17 protein-coding genes and 3 pseudogenes are annotated in these 15,202 nt (G+C 54.9%); 8 read left to right on the top strand and 12 right to left on the bottom strand.

Annotated features, from left to right (window positions below):
• Positions 1 to 30 precede the first annotated feature (30 nt).
• The 4 genes from E8E95_RS02260 to E8E95_RS02245 form a co-directional block, all read right to left on the bottom strand.
• Positions 31 to 879 (bottom strand): 3-hydroxybutyryl-CoA dehydrogenase, encoded by an 849-nt coding sequence (locus E8E95_RS02260; protein WP_280282357.1) that lies wholly within the window; start codon positions 877 to 879, stop codon positions 31 to 33.
• A 33-nt stretch (positions 880 to 912) separates the two neighbouring features.
• A complete protein-coding gene (locus tag E8E95_RS02255; protein ID WP_280282356.1) occupies positions 913 to 2,100 on the bottom strand; it encodes an acetyl-CoA C-acyltransferase family protein in 1,188 nt (395 codons plus the stop codon).
• 180 nt (positions 2,101 to 2,280) lie between these two features.
• Positions 2,281 to 3,165: an SDR family oxidoreductase gene (locus tag E8E95_RS02250; RefSeq protein WP_280282355.1), complete on the bottom strand. Its 885-nt coding sequence runs from the start codon at positions 3,163 to 3,165 to the stop codon at positions 2,281 to 2,283.
• A 122-nt stretch (positions 3,166 to 3,287) separates the two neighbouring features.
• Positions 3,288 to 4,073 (bottom strand): enoyl-CoA hydratase-related protein, encoded by a 786-nt coding sequence (locus tag E8E95_RS02245; RefSeq protein ID WP_280282354.1) that lies wholly within the window; start codon positions 4,071 to 4,073, stop codon positions 3,288 to 3,290.
• 310 nt (positions 4,074 to 4,383) lie between these two features.
• Here E8E95_RS02245 and E8E95_RS02240 point away from each other — a divergent pair, with 310 nt between their 5' ends.
• From E8E95_RS02240 to E8E95_RS02230, 3 genes are all read left to right on the top strand, one after another.
• A complete protein-coding gene (locus E8E95_RS02240) occupies positions 4,384 to 5,166 on the top strand; it encodes an SDR family oxidoreductase (protein ID WP_280282353.1) in 783 nt (260 codons plus the stop codon).
• Between the two features lie 203 nt (positions 5,167 to 5,369).
• Positions 5,370 to 5,837 carry an NUDIX domain-containing protein gene (locus tag E8E95_RS02235; RefSeq protein ID WP_069084982.1) on the top strand — a complete coding sequence of 156 codons (468 nt, stop codon included), beginning with the start codon at positions 5,370 to 5,372 and terminating at the stop codon, positions 5,835 to 5,837.
• Positions 5,838 to 6,265: 428 nt separating this feature from the next.
• Positions 6,266 to 6,904: a TetR/AcrR family transcriptional regulator gene (locus tag E8E95_RS02230; RefSeq protein ID WP_280282352.1), complete on the top strand. Its 639-nt coding sequence runs from the start codon at positions 6,266 to 6,268 to the stop codon at positions 6,902 to 6,904.
• Between the two features lie 296 nt (positions 6,905 to 7,200).
• Here the strand turns inward: E8E95_RS02230 and E8E95_RS02225 are convergent, their stop codons facing one another.
• The 4 genes and pseudogenes from E8E95_RS02225 to E8E95_RS02210 all read right to left on the bottom strand — a co-directional run.
• The gene (locus tag E8E95_RS02225) at positions 7,201 to 7,800 is read right to left on the bottom strand and encodes a cytochrome c oxidase subunit 3 (protein WP_280282351.1); all 600 of its coding nucleotides are present in this window, start codon (positions 7,798 to 7,800) and stop codon (positions 7,201 to 7,203) included.
• 81 nt (positions 7,801 to 7,881) lie between these two features.
• Positions 7,882 to 8,622, bottom strand: coding sequence for a hypothetical protein (locus tag E8E95_RS02220; protein WP_280282350.1), 741 nt, complete (start codon positions 8,620 to 8,622; stop codon positions 7,882 to 7,884).
• A gap of 155 nt (positions 8,623 to 8,777) precedes the next feature.
• Positions 8,778 to 9,246: pseudogene (locus E8E95_RS02215) on the bottom strand (IS3 family transposase); the annotation flags it as partial.
• 189 nt (positions 9,247 to 9,435) lie between these two features.
• Positions 9,436 to 9,543, bottom strand: a pseudogene (locus tag E8E95_RS02210) (transposase); the annotation flags it as partial.
• A 557-nt stretch (positions 9,544 to 10,100) separates the two neighbouring features.
• On the opposite strand from E8E95_RS02210, the gene E8E95_RS02205 reads away from it, so the two are divergent.
• The gene (locus E8E95_RS02205; protein ID WP_280282349.1) at positions 10,101 to 10,544 is read left to right on the top strand and encodes a hypothetical protein; all 444 of its coding nucleotides are present in this window, start codon (positions 10,101 to 10,103) and stop codon (positions 10,542 to 10,544) included.
• Positions 10,545 to 10,732: 188 nt separating this feature from the next.
• A complete protein-coding gene (locus E8E95_RS02200; protein WP_280282348.1) occupies positions 10,733 to 11,104 on the top strand; it encodes a hypothetical protein in 372 nt (123 codons plus the stop codon).
• A 212-nt stretch (positions 11,105 to 11,316) separates the two neighbouring features.
• Here E8E95_RS02200 and E8E95_RS02195 read toward each other — a convergent pair whose 3' ends face one another.
• The gene (locus tag E8E95_RS02195; protein WP_280282347.1) at positions 11,317 to 11,580 is read right to left on the bottom strand and encodes an SDR family oxidoreductase; all 264 of its coding nucleotides are present in this window, start codon (positions 11,578 to 11,580) and stop codon (positions 11,317 to 11,319) included.
• 79 nt (positions 11,581 to 11,659) lie between these two features.
• Positions 11,660 to 11,926 (bottom strand): annotated as a pseudogene (locus E8E95_RS02190) (transposase); the annotation flags it as partial.
• 83 nt (positions 11,927 to 12,009) lie between these two features.
• Here E8E95_RS02190 and E8E95_RS02185 point away from each other — a divergent pair.
• From E8E95_RS02185 to E8E95_RS02175, 3 genes are all read left to right on the top strand, one after another.
• Positions 12,010 to 12,393, top strand: coding sequence for a VOC family protein (locus E8E95_RS02185; RefSeq protein WP_280282346.1), 384 nt, complete (start codon positions 12,010 to 12,012; stop codon positions 12,391 to 12,393).
• Between the two features lie 490 nt (positions 12,394 to 12,883).
• Complete coding sequence (locus E8E95_RS02180) at positions 12,884 to 13,240, top strand: histone-like nucleoid-structuring protein, MvaT/MvaU family (protein ID WP_280282345.1); 357 nt, start codon at positions 12,884 to 12,886, stop codon at positions 13,238 to 13,240.
• A gap of 234 nt (positions 13,241 to 13,474) precedes the next feature.
• A complete protein-coding gene (locus E8E95_RS02175) occupies positions 13,475 to 13,786 on the top strand; it encodes a hypothetical protein (RefSeq protein WP_280282344.1) in 312 nt (103 codons plus the stop codon).
• A 169-nt stretch (positions 13,787 to 13,955) separates the two neighbouring features.
• Here the strand turns inward: E8E95_RS02175 and E8E95_RS02170 are convergent, their stop codons facing one another.
• Positions 13,956 to 14,813: an inositol monophosphatase family protein gene (locus tag E8E95_RS02170; protein ID WP_280282343.1), complete on the bottom strand. Its 858-nt coding sequence runs from the start codon at positions 14,811 to 14,813 to the stop codon at positions 13,956 to 13,958.
• An 81-nt stretch (positions 14,814 to 14,894) separates the two neighbouring features.
• Positions 14,895 to 15,101 carry an antitoxin Xre/MbcA/ParS toxin-binding domain-containing protein gene (locus E8E95_RS02165; RefSeq protein ID WP_280282342.1) on the bottom strand — a complete coding sequence of 69 codons (207 nt, stop codon included), beginning with the start codon at positions 15,099 to 15,101 and terminating at the stop codon, positions 14,895 to 14,897.
• Positions 15,102 to 15,202 lie beyond the last annotated feature (101 nt).

Below are 15,202 nucleotides of genomic sequence, written 5' to 3'. Positions count from 1 at the left end.
CCTACTTCCAATTCAATGTCGTAGGCAGCCTCAATAGCTGTAAAAGCCTTGGCCGCTCTTGCGCCCCAAATAGCCAGCTTCGACCATCTCACGTAATAGCGGTGCAGGACGGTACTTGGAGTCATTGAAACTGCTGTAAAACACTTCCATCACCGACAACAGGGTATCCAAGCCAATCAGGTCTGCCAGCGCCAGCGGCCCGATGACATGGTTGCAGCCCAGGCGCATGCCCTCATCGATCGCCCTAGCACTGGCGATCCCTTCCTGCAAAACGAATACCGCCTCATTGATCATCGGTACCAGAATCCGATTCACGGCAAAGCCCGCGCTGTTCTTTACCGAGATAGCAGTCTTCCTGATATTTTCTACAAACTGCTCGGCTGCCTGATGGGTGGCATCATCGGTCTGCAGCCCACGAATCAATTCGACCAGCAGCATAACCGGCACTGGGTTGAAAAAGTGCATGCCTATGAAGCGGTTCGGCGCGCTACTTGCCGCCGCCAGTTTGGTGATGGACATGGATGACGTATTGCTGGCAATAATTGCGTCTTTACGTACCGTTTTGTCTAGGGTCTGGATGATGGCCAGCTTGATTTTCTCCACCTCGGAGGCAGCTTCAATCACCAGATCTACATCAGCGAGATCGGCGTAATCGGTAGTGCTCTTGATACGCTGCAGGGCAGATTCGCGATCGGTCGGCGACAGCTTTTCCTTGCGCACTAAGCGCTCAAGGCTACCAGACACAGTATGGAGACCTCGCTCCAGTGACCGCTGATCAATGTCCAGCATGACCACACTCAGCCCCGCAATGGCACACACCTGAGCAATACCGTTACCCATGGTACCGGCTCCGACAACACCAACCTTGTTGATCTGCATAGCTGTCGTCCAACCTCTAAAAAATGCTGTCTATTACACACGCTCAAATATGGCGGCAATACCCTGCCCGCCGCCGATGCACATGGTGACCAGGGCATAACGCCCACCGGTACGTTGCAGCTCATAAATGGCCTTGATGGAAATGATTCCACCGGTAGCACCGACCGGGTGCCCGAGAGAGATACCCGAACCATTGGGGTTCACGATCTCTGGATTCAACCCCAACTCCTTGATCACCGCACAGGCCTGGGCGGCAAAGGCTTCGTTAGCCTCAATCACACTAATCTGGTCGAGCTTGATGCCGGTTTTCTCAAGCACCTGACGAACCGCCGGCACCGGGCCTATCCCCATGTAATCTGGATCGACGCCGGCATGGGCGTAGCCAACTAGACGGGCTAGGGGAGTCAGGCCCAACGTCTCTACTGCCTTGCCCTCCATGAGTACTAATGCTGCGGCACCGTCGTTCAGACTGGAGGCATTTCCTGCGGTAACCGTGCCATTTTCTTTGACAAAAATCGGCTTCATGGCTGACAGTTGCTCGATTGTCACGTCGGCGCGGACATTTTCGTCGCGGCTGAAGTAGCTGGTGCCTTTGCGAGTCTTGAGTTCGACCGGCACAATCTGCTCGTCGAAATAGCCCTTGGAAATTGCACGGGCAGCGCGGCGCTGACTTTCAACCGCGAGTTCATCCTGCGAAGTACGGTCAATGCCATAACGGACAGCCACATTCTCGGCGGTGACCCCCATGTGAATGCGCTTCCAGGGGTCATGCAGAATGCCGTTCATATAATCGATGGCCTCAGCATTGCCGAGCCGCGCCCCCCAGCGCAGATTACCCATGATGAACGGACCGCGGCTCATGCTTTCCGCTCCGGCACCGATGGCAATATCCGTGTCACCTAGCAGAACCGACTGCGCAGCGGATACGATGGCCTGTAGAGCGGAGCCGCACAGACGATTAACGTTGAACGCTGGAGTTTCCTGCGGCACACCGGCATCGATGGCAGCGACTCGGCTCAGGTAGGCGTCCCTGGGCTCGGTGGGAATCACATTCCCCATGACCACGTGCCCGACCTGTCCCGGCTCGATGCCGGCACGCTCAATTGCCGCCTGTACCGCTACGGTAGCCAGAGTGGAAAGCGGAAGATCCTTCAGGGAACCACCAAAGCTGCCAATTGCAGTGCGTGCAGCCCCCACCACAAATACCTGACGCTGTGTCATGTGTAGCCATCCTAATCAGTAAATTGGTAGCGGCCTTGGCGACAGTGCCGCCCCTATACCTTAAAAAAGAAGGGCCTGACTGACATTATCTGCCAGCGGCCCAAAATGGAGCGTTGCCACAAACTAAACCGGAAGCGCGAACTTCAGAGTAATTACCGGAAGTTCGCTTTGCCCCTATATTCAGCCATTCCTGTTCGGTAGCCAGCCGACCTTTCCGCTCTCGGTATTACCGATCCGCGCGTTGAAACTCTCAACCGCCTGCGCCACAACTCCGCCGATATCAAAGCCGGTCATGGAGGTTAAACCTCCGTCAACGGCAATGGACTGGCCGGTGACATGCGCAGAAGCATCGGAGGCAAAGAACAGTACCGCTTCTGCAATATCCTTCGGCTTGCCGGCCCGGCCCAGAGGAATCAGCTTGCCGTAGGGCTCCTCAAGACTTTCAGTGAAGGCCGCGTAATGCTCAGGTGCCACATCGCAAGCGGTACCAATGATTGGCGTGAGAATTAGACCGGGCGCGACCACGTTGGATCTGATTTGCTTGGGCGCCAGTTCATAAGAGGCTGAACGCGCCAGGTGCAGTACTGCGGCCTTAGCTGCATCGTAGGAAACCGATGACCAGCCGGCTTCGATACCGGCAATACTGGAAATTGAAACGATACTACCGCCCTGCCCCTGGGCAATCATCTGACGCGCAGCATACTTGTGACCAAGTGCCGCGGAGCGAAGCAGCAGGGTTACCGTTTTGGTAAAACCGTCCGCATCAAGGTCGATCAGCGCGGTCTGATCGCCAAGGGCACCGGCGTTGTTAATCATGATGTCCAGGCGTCCGAAGCGTTCAACCGCATAGGTAACCAACGCCTCAATCTCAACATCGCTGGTCACATCCGTACGCTTGAAGGCAACCACCTCCGCGCCAAGCTGCGATTCGAGTTCGGCAGCCTGATCATTGATGTCACCGACCACCACCTTCGCACCTTCGGCAACGAAGGTCTCGACAATGCACTTGCCAATACCCCGCGCGCCGCCGGTGACGATAGCTACCTTGCCCTGCAATCTCGACATGCTAACCCCTTCTTATATTTGTGCACTTTAGGAATACTCCTGCATATAACCGTAAAATTTACACAAGAGTTGATTTTCAATTTGAAACTAGCCCTCCAGAGATCGAGCGGATGAACCCAGCCTTAGCGACGCCGCAAGCCTTCCAGCAGCTCTCTAAACTCGCGGGTAGCCATGCAGGCGATGATGGATTGCGCCTCGGCCTCCAGCTGTTGCTCCAGCGGAACTGATGCCGATTGCCAGACCAGACGTTTTGTGCCGGACGCCGCTGTCGGGCTCAGTTCAGCCAGTCGCTCAGCGTATTCACGGGTTTTAGCTTCCAACTCGGCTAGCTCGACCACCCTAGACAACAAGCCGAGTTGACTGGCCCCATCGGCGCTCAACTCCGGCTCGTCCAGAAAAATCTGCAGGGCGCGTCGTGCCCCTAGAGCTTGCACCAGACCGATCGTGCCGCCGCCGTCAGGTGAAACCCCGATCTGCGCATACGCCGGACGAAAACGGGCATTAGAGGCAGCAATGCAGAAGTCCCCCATGAAGGCCATGGAAAAGCCGGCACCGGCGACCGCTCCATGCACACTGGTCAGCACCAGCTTGTCCATGCGCCGCAGCACTAAAAGAAAGCGGTTGAAATGCGCCAGCAACTTACTGATTGGTAGTGCGAGATCGTCGATATGGGAGAGAAACAGATTGACATCACCGCCAGCACAGAACGCCTTACCTGCACCACGAATAACCAGTACCCGGACGCTGTGATTTCGCTCGACAGTCGAGGCCAGCTGCTCAAGGCATACCGCCATATCCACATCTATCGCATTGAATGAGCCAGGACGGTTGAGCGTGATGATGGCGATCGCTCCAGCGATCTCCAAAAGGGCCGGCGCATCAGCTGACTGCGTACTCGTAAGCGTCATATGGCAGCGGAACCTGGGTTGATCAAAGGAAGGCAGGCCCGAGCGCCCGCCCGGCCTGGGGTTAAGTTCAAATCATGGTTACATCACTAACGCCATCAAGTCAACATCAATGTTGATTTTTTTCGGAAAAATCCAACATGAATGTTGACTGGCACAGTCCTATAGCACCATCCTTGAAAGCGCCGGCGCTGCGCAGCAACCTGGCAGGACAATTTCCGGAACGGTCGGTAGGTTCGGCACGACTCCTTACACAACCTAAGGCTTAGGTACACAGCCCTTCGATCAATAAGACAGAGAACAGGAAGGCAACATGAAACAGCTAGAAGGTAAACGAATCATCGTAACCGGCGGCGCACAGGGCATTGGTGCGTCCGTGGTGCGGGCCTACATTGCCGCGGGTGCAACTGTTGCCTCAATGGATATGAACGACACGCTCGGACAGCAGGTGGTTTCCGAAGCTGGCAAGGCCAATCCCGGCTGCAAATCCCGCTACTACCATTGCAACATTGCCGACCGCCCCGAAGTGGAAAAGGTCTTTGCTGCAGCTGCTGAGGATATGGGCGGCCTGGATGTCATGGTCAATGTGGCTGGGGTGCAACGCCACTCCCCGCCGGACGCCATAGCGGAAGAACTGTACGACATGCTTTTCCGCGTCAATGTACTAGGAACCATCAACACCAATGCCGTTGCCTATCGGCTTATGAAGGGGCAAGGTATCGGCAATATCATCAACTTCGGATCAGAATCGGGACTGACGGGCGAAATTAACAATGCCCTCTATTCTGCCACCAAGGCGGCGGTTCACACTTGGACACGCAATGTCGCCCGCCAATGGGGTCCTGACGGCATCCGCATCAACGCCGTTCTGCCTTATATGGTCACCCCCATGTATGTCGAATTCCGCAATGCACTGTCATCGGAAGATCTAGCTGCCCATGATGCCGCCACCAAGACCGACATACCGCTGGGCGGAAAATTCGGCGATGCCGACAAGGATCTGGCACCGGTAATGGTGTTCCTCGCCAGCGACGCGTCCCACTTCATGACCGGTCAGATGTTCCCGGTGGATGGTGGCCTGATCGCTGTACGCTAGGCGTCCCAAAGGCTCCAGCCATTCGGCTGGAGCCCCCACCTCAGGTTTCAACCACAAACGCGCCCCAGACAGGCTGAAATTTGACAAATCAGAGAGCGGCAGAAAAAGTCAACGCGCGAGTTGACTGTTGTCGATTTACGGCTAATCATTACGACAACGCCAGTCCCCTACACCACCGCTTGTGCTGACTAATGGAGCACACCATGGGAAGTCAACGCGAATCAGCTATACAACGATTTTCCGGAAGCGTCTGCGAGATTGTTGCGGCCGTTCTTTCCCATAAGGGGGAGCTAGCTCTGCTACGTCGCAGCAATCTGGTAACAGGTGATGTCGGGCGCTGGAATTGCATTACCGGGTTTCTCGACCACGATCGCGATCCGCTTTCTCAGGCCCTGACCGAAGTTGAAGAAGAAGCCGGTATCTCAAAGCATCACCTGAAACTGCTCAGTAGCAGCGTGTTGCACCTGCTGGGGCAAGATGGTCGGACGTGGCGCGTTTACGCCTTTCACTTCCACAGCCTGACTCGAACGCTCACGCTTAACTGGGAAAACGACGCCTCAGTCTGGCTGGCGCCGCATGAACTGGGTCAGGTGCCCACCGTCTCCTGGTTCGCACACATCTTGAATGCCTGCGAGCTCAGATCCTCATCAATGACGGCTAACCTAAGCTAAAACTCTCATTTACGTCCCGCCTACTGTCTACCAATCCCCAACAAGGACACTCTGAACATGTTTACTGGGGGACTATTCCTTCGTACATACCGGCTTCCTTGGACTCCCGCTAACTGCTGCTGAAGACAGCGACTCGGCCACCAGCTATGCCGAGGATACCGGCGAAGCCAGCGAGCTTCTGATCAGTACCGCATGGACAGCCTTGCCAACAGCCATATCATCGATAATCGACTATCAATGGCGGCATCCGTTGAGCAGAAAGATCAAAGTCAAGCAGGCATCTACTTAAAAGGTGAACGACTATCTGGCGGTAGTCGGCTACTACTACCCCAAACTGAATACATTGCCCCCCACCGCCGAAAAATCAGCCCTCGCCTGCAACTGCGTGGCAGGCCATGATCTGCGACAACAATATTGCAGGAGATAGGATGGCCCCCTCAGAAAGCTGGCGAAAGAAACCGCAACAGGCGCGCTCAAGGCTGACAGTCGAAGCCATTTTGCACGCTGCAGAAGCACTGTTCGTCACCCATGGTTACGAAGCCACGACGCTGGAGAGAATTGCCGAAAAGGCTGGGGTGGGAATAGGGTCAGTATACGATTACTTTACCAATAAGCATGCCATTGCTCTGACCCTATATGAGCTGACCTCGCAACAAGCTGCACTGGACTCGCGGAAGCTGCTGATTGATCCGGGTATCGAGGATATCGAAACCAATCTGCCCAAGATCATCCGCGGCGTTTATCAATGCTACCGGGATCACCAGTCCATACTGATTGACTTAGTGGATGAGGTCGTTGAGCTGCGGGCGGCAGAAGCCTACTCCTTTGAACGGCTGATTTACCGAGCCAGCTTCATGTACCTGCAGATATACGAGGATCGATTTGCGCAGCATGATCTGCAGTCTGCACATGCTTATCTCATGTTGATGGTCACCAGTACCATAAAGCAGTACATCAAGTCCGCACCGACGCAACTCAGCGAGGAAGACTTTCTCGCACACCTATCCCGAACCATACTAAGCCACCTGCTTGCCGAACCACCTTCTCCTCTCCTATTACGGCACTGAGAATTCGGAGCGCCGATCTCAAGGTACGATATAAACACCTACCAGTATGACTGACGCGGCGGCATATACCCAGCTTCCATACAGCCGCCTCCAGGGTTCGGGAAAATGCCGAGCCTCCATGTAAAACATGATCACCAACTGAGCCTTTACTGCGGCAATCAGTATCACAAGCAATGCCACACCCTTCTGCACGGAACCAATTTCTCCAGAATAGACCGAGACCAAGGTTAGCAGCATTAGACATCCGCACAGAAAAACCGGTGTACGCACCAAACTCGTCACTATGGATTGTCCTTTCATATAAGATACAATAATGGAAAAATAAAAATCCACAACACATCGATAAAATGCCAGAACAACCCAGCATTCTCGATCCCTGATAAATGAACTGCAGGTTGACTATTTTCCTGAAACGCCCGCCGATAGCCATTCAAAAACAACAGGCCTGCCAGAACATGTAGCAGATGCACCATCGTAATGAAAAAATAGAAAGCGATGAACGAGTTATTTATATCAATCGCAACACTCAACTTCTGGTAATACTCAAGCAGTTTGCTCAGGCAGAAAACGCCCCCCAGTGTTATCGCAAATCCAAGCTGCCGTGCAGCTCGTACCGAAAGCGACTGGCGCGCGCTGCAGACAGCCTCGAACACTAGCCATGAACTCAGCAGCAAGATTAGAGTGTTCACCAATCCGAATAGCGGATTCAGTTGTTGCTGTCCCGCGATGTACTGCTCCAGATTGGCCCGCCGCTCCGTCATGAAGGCCAGAAATACCAGCAGAAAAATACCCATGTCCATCAACACGAAAATCCAGATACCTTCAGTACCTGGTGCGGACTTACCTACTTTCATCCGCTCCGGGCTTGCAGCAGTTATTTCTTGCCACTTAGTCATATATAGGCCCACATCGGGTCAGCGAGAGTCCCTCCCACACTGCTTTGCCGCAGAGACGGGGAGGGACAAGACAGTCACACCTCAGTGGGCATAGCTCGAGGCGACTACCGGCATTAGAGTCGAGCCCTTCTTCACTGCCTGGATCATGTAGTAACTAAACGGGGCAAAGAATAGGAACAACCAGGTACCAAAGACGATGTAGAAGTTCCACGTGCCGTTGACGGCAAAGGGGCCAGAGGAGACAAAGGGGATCAGCACCAATGGAATGAAGATGATACCCACCGCGATCGCGCCCCAGCCCGTCCAGCGCGGGAACAGATTCTGGCTCTTGACTAGTACCACGTACAGACCCAGCCCGGTCAGTTGTACCGTCGTGATCATGAAGGTCGTGTCGTAGATGAACCAGGTGAAGACGTGGACGAGCTTAAGCATCTCGGGATTCATTTCGTGTGCGAACATTGCACAAGCCGCCCAGATTGCAGGGCAAAAAGCGAGTACCCAAGCGGTCAGGATGCCACCGCCCAACTCCATATAGCCGAAAAGGCTGAAACTTCCATTTTCATCTCGGAGCATCCAAGCTAGCAAAATGGACCAGGGCAGATAGAGCATACCAAAGACAGCAGACCCGATCATGCCAACTGCGATCATGTTCTGGTACTTTCCGTAATGATTCGCCACCAACTCCTCTCCGGACATACCCATCATATTCGGCGGCGGCAAGTTATTTCCCATGATAGCCCAGAAGACAATGTAGGCAAAAATAAAGAGTGGCCCTATCCATGCAATTGCTAGCTCGACTTTTTTTCTTGTTTCATTATCCACGGCAAAGCACCTCGATTGCGTTTAGTTAAGGTTCTCAAGCCCTAAGCTTGAACTGAAGAGCGCCCCTCAGGATTGACACTAGGGATTGAGTTTTTAACGATCAATACGAATAGGCCTCGGATTCATCTCGGAAATTGCTCGCATTTGGCGCATTACTGGTCACCACGACCGGCATGGTGAAGGAGTCCGGGTGAAGACCGCTTGTGCTGAACCGCTTAGAACAGAGCCCGTTAACCAACTCGGTGGTCAAGCGCTCTCCACAGTTTCACAAGTGATTACATCCTTCAGGCCAGCTAGCTTCAGCCATTCCAGTCACCCCTAATCGGTGGCTATGTATGTGATGCCCCCATCCAGACCTCGTTGGGACGGGTCGGCTCGAAAACCTGCCCCAGCCTGCTCCAGTTAGTTCTCTGCCACCTGTAGCGCGTGTGTCGAATGGATGATTGCCTAGAAGTTGCTCCTTTGCCGGCATCGAAAGCCCAGTTTGCGACGCAGGCGGGTAATACGGTCGTACCCAGCAATAAAGCCGTCTTTCGCCAGCTCCGGCTGTAGGCGACGTGCTTTTTAAGTCTCGCGGGTCTAGGTGTGAGCTACTCGAATCGCCATGCTCAACCGTTCGTTCTCCGGTAACGGCGTTAGCCTGCGTACAAACCGGGTGCAGCCTTCGGGATCGAAGGCTGGCCATTTCACGATCAGCGTTTCTTGCCCGTACGGCCGGTCGTTGGTCACCGTCGCCTGGGGATGGCACTTTGCCCCGACCTTCAATGAAACGAATGCGGGCATGTTGGTGAATGGTTGGTGGCGGTAGAACGATAGCCACTTGCGCACGACATTGGCGTTGATGCCATGGCTCAGGGCAACACTGGCCACCGCGGCACCAGGTTGCAGGCATTCCTTGACGACCTGGGATTTGAACGAAATTAGTTAGGAGTTTCGTTGGCAAATGGCGATCCGCTTGCAGGAGCAAGAATGGTGTCCACTTGAGATAGGTGGGCACCATTACCCTTGACGCAAGGATCAGGAAGGTGTGTTTGCTGCCAGCTTACGTAACTCGCAGCGCAACCATCCCTCATCTATCGAAATCGGTCGAGCGTGACGGTCGCGTCAGGCCACGCTTGACGACGGGAGGGCTTTCGCTCAGCCGTGACCGCCTGCTTCGAAGCAGACTGAAAATCGGTCCCGTTGCTAGCGAAATGACCGGTCACGATGCTTCGAGATTCGCATCCAAAGCTGTAGGTAGCATTGGATCGGATGGCAGAGCGGGAGTGGTTAGCCAAAGCGCCTCTGAAGGTTGTGACAGGTCATGAAGCGCGTATTTCGGGACATTTAATCGCGACAACCAGCAAAAATAGGTATTTACTAAAAACAGTGCGACGCTCTTACTGTTCGCCTAGCAATGTCACCTGCACAACCCAGTGGAGGAATCCGAGAACAACTCTGAACCCGAATCGCCAACTTCATTGAGCAGGAGGCGAGTCATGAATATAAAACGCTGGTCTAAACTTATAACAATCGCAGCTTTCCTAGTTGGCTGTACGACGTCCCAGGACCGCCAGGTGGCCAATATCCCGTTAACTCCCAGCATCCACAATGCTGGACAGATTGGGCAGGCAACCTTGGCATCGGCAGGAAAAGAAACAGCCCTATCAATCTTTATCAGCGGCGTTCCAAGCGACACAACAAGGCCGGTTCACATCTACACTTTTATCTACTCCGGCACTTGTAAGCAACCAGAAAGGACACCAGCATTTGAAATGAACCAGTACGCGCTGGCAGGCAAGGCATACGCCAAACGCGGATGGACCATTTACAGAAGCGCTCCTGTAAAACTAAGCACGCTTCGAACCGGTGGCTATTCGATCGTGCTCCGCGTCGGCCCGGCCGATGGGAATCGGACGATATTCTGTGGAGAAATCACGTAGAGGTCAGTGAGAAGCGGAGGAGATCTCTCCCGGCCGAGTGGTCGCTAGATTAAGGTGGACCTCCGCCTCGCAAGCAGCCTGATGTGGCGCCTCCATCTTGGCGTATTACTTGCTGCGCCTCGACAGTCCTCTCTATCTACGCTGCGCATTCCTTTCTGCTTGGCGGAGTGCAGCCTGCATGGAGCGCAATGATCCAGCCCATGTTCTTGACTCCCTTGTCGCTTCCCTATGCGTCGCTGATGTCCGAGAAAATACCGCAGCAACGTCATATAGCCATCACAACTGAAGCGTCAGACGGCGTGAGAGACTCTCCTGAATCAAAGTCGCCAAATGATGTTGCTCTCGGCGCCACTAACAGACCTGACCCCATTTACAAGCTTCCGAATACTGGCATGCTTACTGACACAAGTCACCACAGTGTGACTTTATTGGACGCCACACTCGCCATATTTCTCGCAGCTAAAATTTACTGCTCAGATAGAGCCATCAAGGAAACCGTCAGGCGCTGCACCAAACGCCGCCCCCGCAGCATCGAGTTTTTACCTTATTGGTCGGAGTGATACCGCCTCATCGATGTGCCTATGCAGGATGAACAGACATGTCAAGGGACCTAATATAAATCCCCCGCTGCATTTACGACTATCTATGGGAATGGTCTGCGCAGGACGCGGCCACGGGCCGACGAAACGGCAGCCCATTTGAACTTTTATTACTTATCTTTTCGCACCAGGTTAGTGCGCGAGAGTTACTTCACGAATGTTAGATATTGCAATCAGCGATCAATATGCGGAGAAACACCACCCATGACAGACATTCCACCGTCGATCGTCTGAGAAGTTCCTGTGGTGAACCACGCTTCGTCGCTGGCGAGATACAGGACCAGATAGGCCACGTCGATAGGCAGACCCATGCGGTCCAGCGGCTGAGCAGCGACCACTTCGGCCATAGCTTGCTTGTCCGGGAATGCGTCATCAACCATATCCGTGTGAATTACCCCGGGATTGACCGAGTTGACGCGGATATTGTCGCCAGCCAACTCAATCGCCGCTGCTCGCGACATTGAATCGAGCGTGCAGCAGAAGCCTGAGGATCTGATCCAGCCTTTTCGCAAGGTCGAACTGGCGCAGGATGGTGGTCTCGTACAGCGCCTCTTCCATCTCCGGATCGCTGTAGCCGAACCAGTTCTGCATCAGATGCACGCGCAACATGGCCATCAACGGGTAGGCCGGACGACCGTCTTCACCCTTCGGGTAAGGCGGCTCGATCAGGGCGATCAAGCCCTTCCACGGCACCGCCTGATCCATCTCGATCAGGAACAGCTCCTTGCGGGTCTGCTTGCGCTTGCCGGCGTACTCGGCGTCAGCGCAGGTCATCTGCTTCATCGGAAAACTCGGGTAACGAGATCGGCGTATTTCACCAGAATCCCTTAAGCTACCTGCTTATCCTTGAGAAACTGGAGAAAGAAATGTCTGTGTTCACTCATGTCACCGTCGGCACCCAAAATGTTGAAAAGGCCCGCGCTTTCTACGACGAGGTGTTGGGGAAAATCGGGCTCAAACGCATCGAAGATTTCGGCGACAAGGGGGCGGGCTGGGGGAAAGAAACGGCGTCGTTCTACGTCCTCAAGCCTATAGATGGCCAACCTGCGTCGGCTGGAAATGGCGCAACCGTGAGTTTTGCGGCCCCGAACCGAGCGGCGGTCAAAGCATTCCATGAAGCCGCACTAGCGCTGGGTGGTAAGGATGAAGGCGCTGTCGGTCGGCGCACCTGGTCACCGACAGCTTTCGCAGGCTATGTGCGTGATCTCGATGGCAACAAGCTAGCCGTATACTCGTTCACTGATGAGTGATAAGGCCGGTGGCTACCGCAACTCGGTAGCCACGTCGCGTATCAATTCCAATGCCTACAAAATAATCACAGCTTCACTAAATATTAAAACTGTAAAACCCACCCTCTTAGCGCAGCCCAACATCGTATCTATCGCACGGAAAATCTATCCACACTAGCCGGCGATTTCGAATCCTCTATTGGGCTGGCCCTGGATGGGAATTTTCCGACTTCGTTGTGCAGCGTCTGATGAACGCTAACTCCGCCACGATGCGTTGCCTGGTCAATGTCTTGATCGACTTTGACCAGGATGGCATCGCTCGGTCGGAAACGTATGTGACCGTCACCTGGTGCGTCGGGATACCAGCCTCGTCACGGTAGATGTAATGGGAGGGCGATTATTGATCGCCTCTCGAAACTGCACTAGTTGCTGCATTCACCACAGCAATCACGTACATTATCTGTAGATTAAGTCATGAGCCCAACCGGGCACCGTCACCTAGGATAATGCGATGAGCAAACTGGCAGAATTCAAGCGTTTGGAAGCCCAACTTGCTGAGCAGCTTGCAGCTTTGGATAGCCTCAAGAACGATGCAGAGCTAAAGCGAGAGATTGAGTTCGAGACCAAACTCAATGCCCTCCTGAAGGAATATGACGTCGGACTAAAGGCTGTAATCAACATCCTTGCCCCGAAGGCTCCTCGCGACTCAGCTTCCCTCCACCAGGACAAACGCCGTCAACGCGTCGTCAAGTCTTACAAGAATCCATACACCAATGAGGTTGTCGAGACGAAAGGCGGCAACCACAAAGTCTTGAATGCCTGGAAGGCAGAATACGGCGCCGACACTGTCAAATCTTGGCTCCAGTGATTCCCGGCCACTGGAGGTCGGTTGCTTCCGAACTCAAGCGGCCCGTCGCTCTCTTCACGGGCACCGGAGTCGGCCTCCTCCACGAAAACATCGCCGGCATTCGGAGTATCTGAGCATCGAGCGCAGCAGCGTCTGCTCGCCGCCGTCCTTACGGGGCGACAAAGCCGAACCGCAGAGGGAGTATCGTGTGCCAAAGACACAAGGGCGCATATGCCCTCTGTGGGGAGGTTCTCGATGAAAATCACCGCGACGCAACCCGTTGAATCGGTCACTGATGTCCTTTGTGACGTTTGTGGCAAAAGCACACGCATTGAAGGGTATGGACTGCAATATGGAACGCTTCTCGCCAGTTGGGGCTATGGTGCGGCCCATGATGGCGAGCGTTATGAGGTCCACCTGTGCGAATCCTGTTTTTTCGGAACGCTTTCAGGCCTCAGACGTGAGCGCATGGTGAACTTCATGTTTAGTGATGAAGACCCAGACCTCAGCAATTTTGGGCGTGTCGCTCGCAATGATTATTTCAATGACGGTGGCGACTCGACCTGATGAAGGGGGTCGCCGCGCGGCGCATTTCGTCCGCGAACCTCGAGCTGTCAGCACTATTGGTCGGCCTGCCCCTCGCCGCTTCCTGGACGTCAGAGTGTGTACCTTAGTACCCTCACATTGGCACGATAAGAATGGCAGTTAATGCCCAATTGGAAGCTCGCCGTAAAAATTATGCTCCGTCTACCAGAACGACCTGCCACGGGCGCACCAACAGCTCCCGACAGGTACTCTCTGCACCGCCGAAGCAAAACCTGACAGGTTGATTAAACGCCGCTGGCGTCGCGTAACCTAGTGCTTGTCCCTGTTCGTTCCAGAGGCCACCAGCCCCCGCCCGCAGTAGCGCGTGACCCGCCACCACATCGTGGGGCGACACCGCGTACAAGGATACTGCAGCGATCCCATCCCCCACCGCCACCCGGGCAAGCCGATAGGCAATGCTCGGCATGGGGTAGAAGGTAGCGGGCGCACAGAGCTCGGCGTTCTGGGTGGGCTGCGCAAGCGCTGCAAAGCTGACGAAGACTTGGCCACCTTCCGCCAGTCCGCCCTTCGCGACATTCGGCGCTATCAACGCGCCATTGCGTAGCAACTGAGGAATCCCCTCAGCCCAAGCAATACAATCCGCCCCGCGCTCCGTCATCGGCGCATAGACGACTCCCAGCACCGGTACACACTCTCGTAGCAAGCCCACGGAAATCGCCGAGCCTAGGTGCCCTTGCAGAAAGTCGCTGGTGCCATCATTGGGATCCACTACCCAGCAATAGTGATGCCCCGTCAGCTGCACACCGGTTTCCTCACCGACAAAGTCGCAGGGGAGCAGCTTGGTCAGTCCCTGGCGCAGCATGACCTCGACCTCGCCATCAATTTCGGCCTTGTCCCCGGCGCCTCTCGGCCCACCAGGTCGCACCACCTCAGCAGCGATCAGGCATCCCGCTTCCCGAACCAGCGCGATTACCGCATCGAGCAGCGCGCGATCGACGCCCTGGCGAGCTAACGCCTCCGGTGACAAAGGGGCAGATCGTGCACGCATACCGGAACCCTCGAAGTGGGTTAGCGAAGGGGCTCGCTGGCAGTCACGCCCGGTCGTTAACGGCGGCCCTAAAACTTAGGATCAGTGATAGACCCCATACTCGATGCGCCCGAGAAAAGTCTCGAGCACTTCCAGGTCCTCTGCATTGGCGAGCATGTCAATTGGACGACGCCGCTCGAGCCCCAGGGCCGGCGTCACCATCCAGCGCTCGGCCTTCTCCCGACTCCCCAGAACCTGCGTAGCGCGCGTCAGTATTTCGGTATACGGCCCATCGAGTATCGATGTCATAGCAAACCTCTCCAATCGGACGATGCCGCGACTCGGTCCCGGCAAGTCAAGCTTAAGCCAGCCTCCCGCCCATGCGCTGGAGCCGCTGCGCATATGCGGCA

It is taken from the genome of Pseudomonas sp. BN414 (genome assembly GCF_029871275.1).
Taxonomy (GTDB): Bacteria; Pseudomonadota; Gammaproteobacteria; order Pseudomonadales; family Pseudomonadaceae; genus Metapseudomonas; species Metapseudomonas resinovorans_C.
The sequence above is the reverse complement of the archived record's forward strand: the minus strand, read 5'-3'. Positions and strand labels throughout refer to the sequence as shown.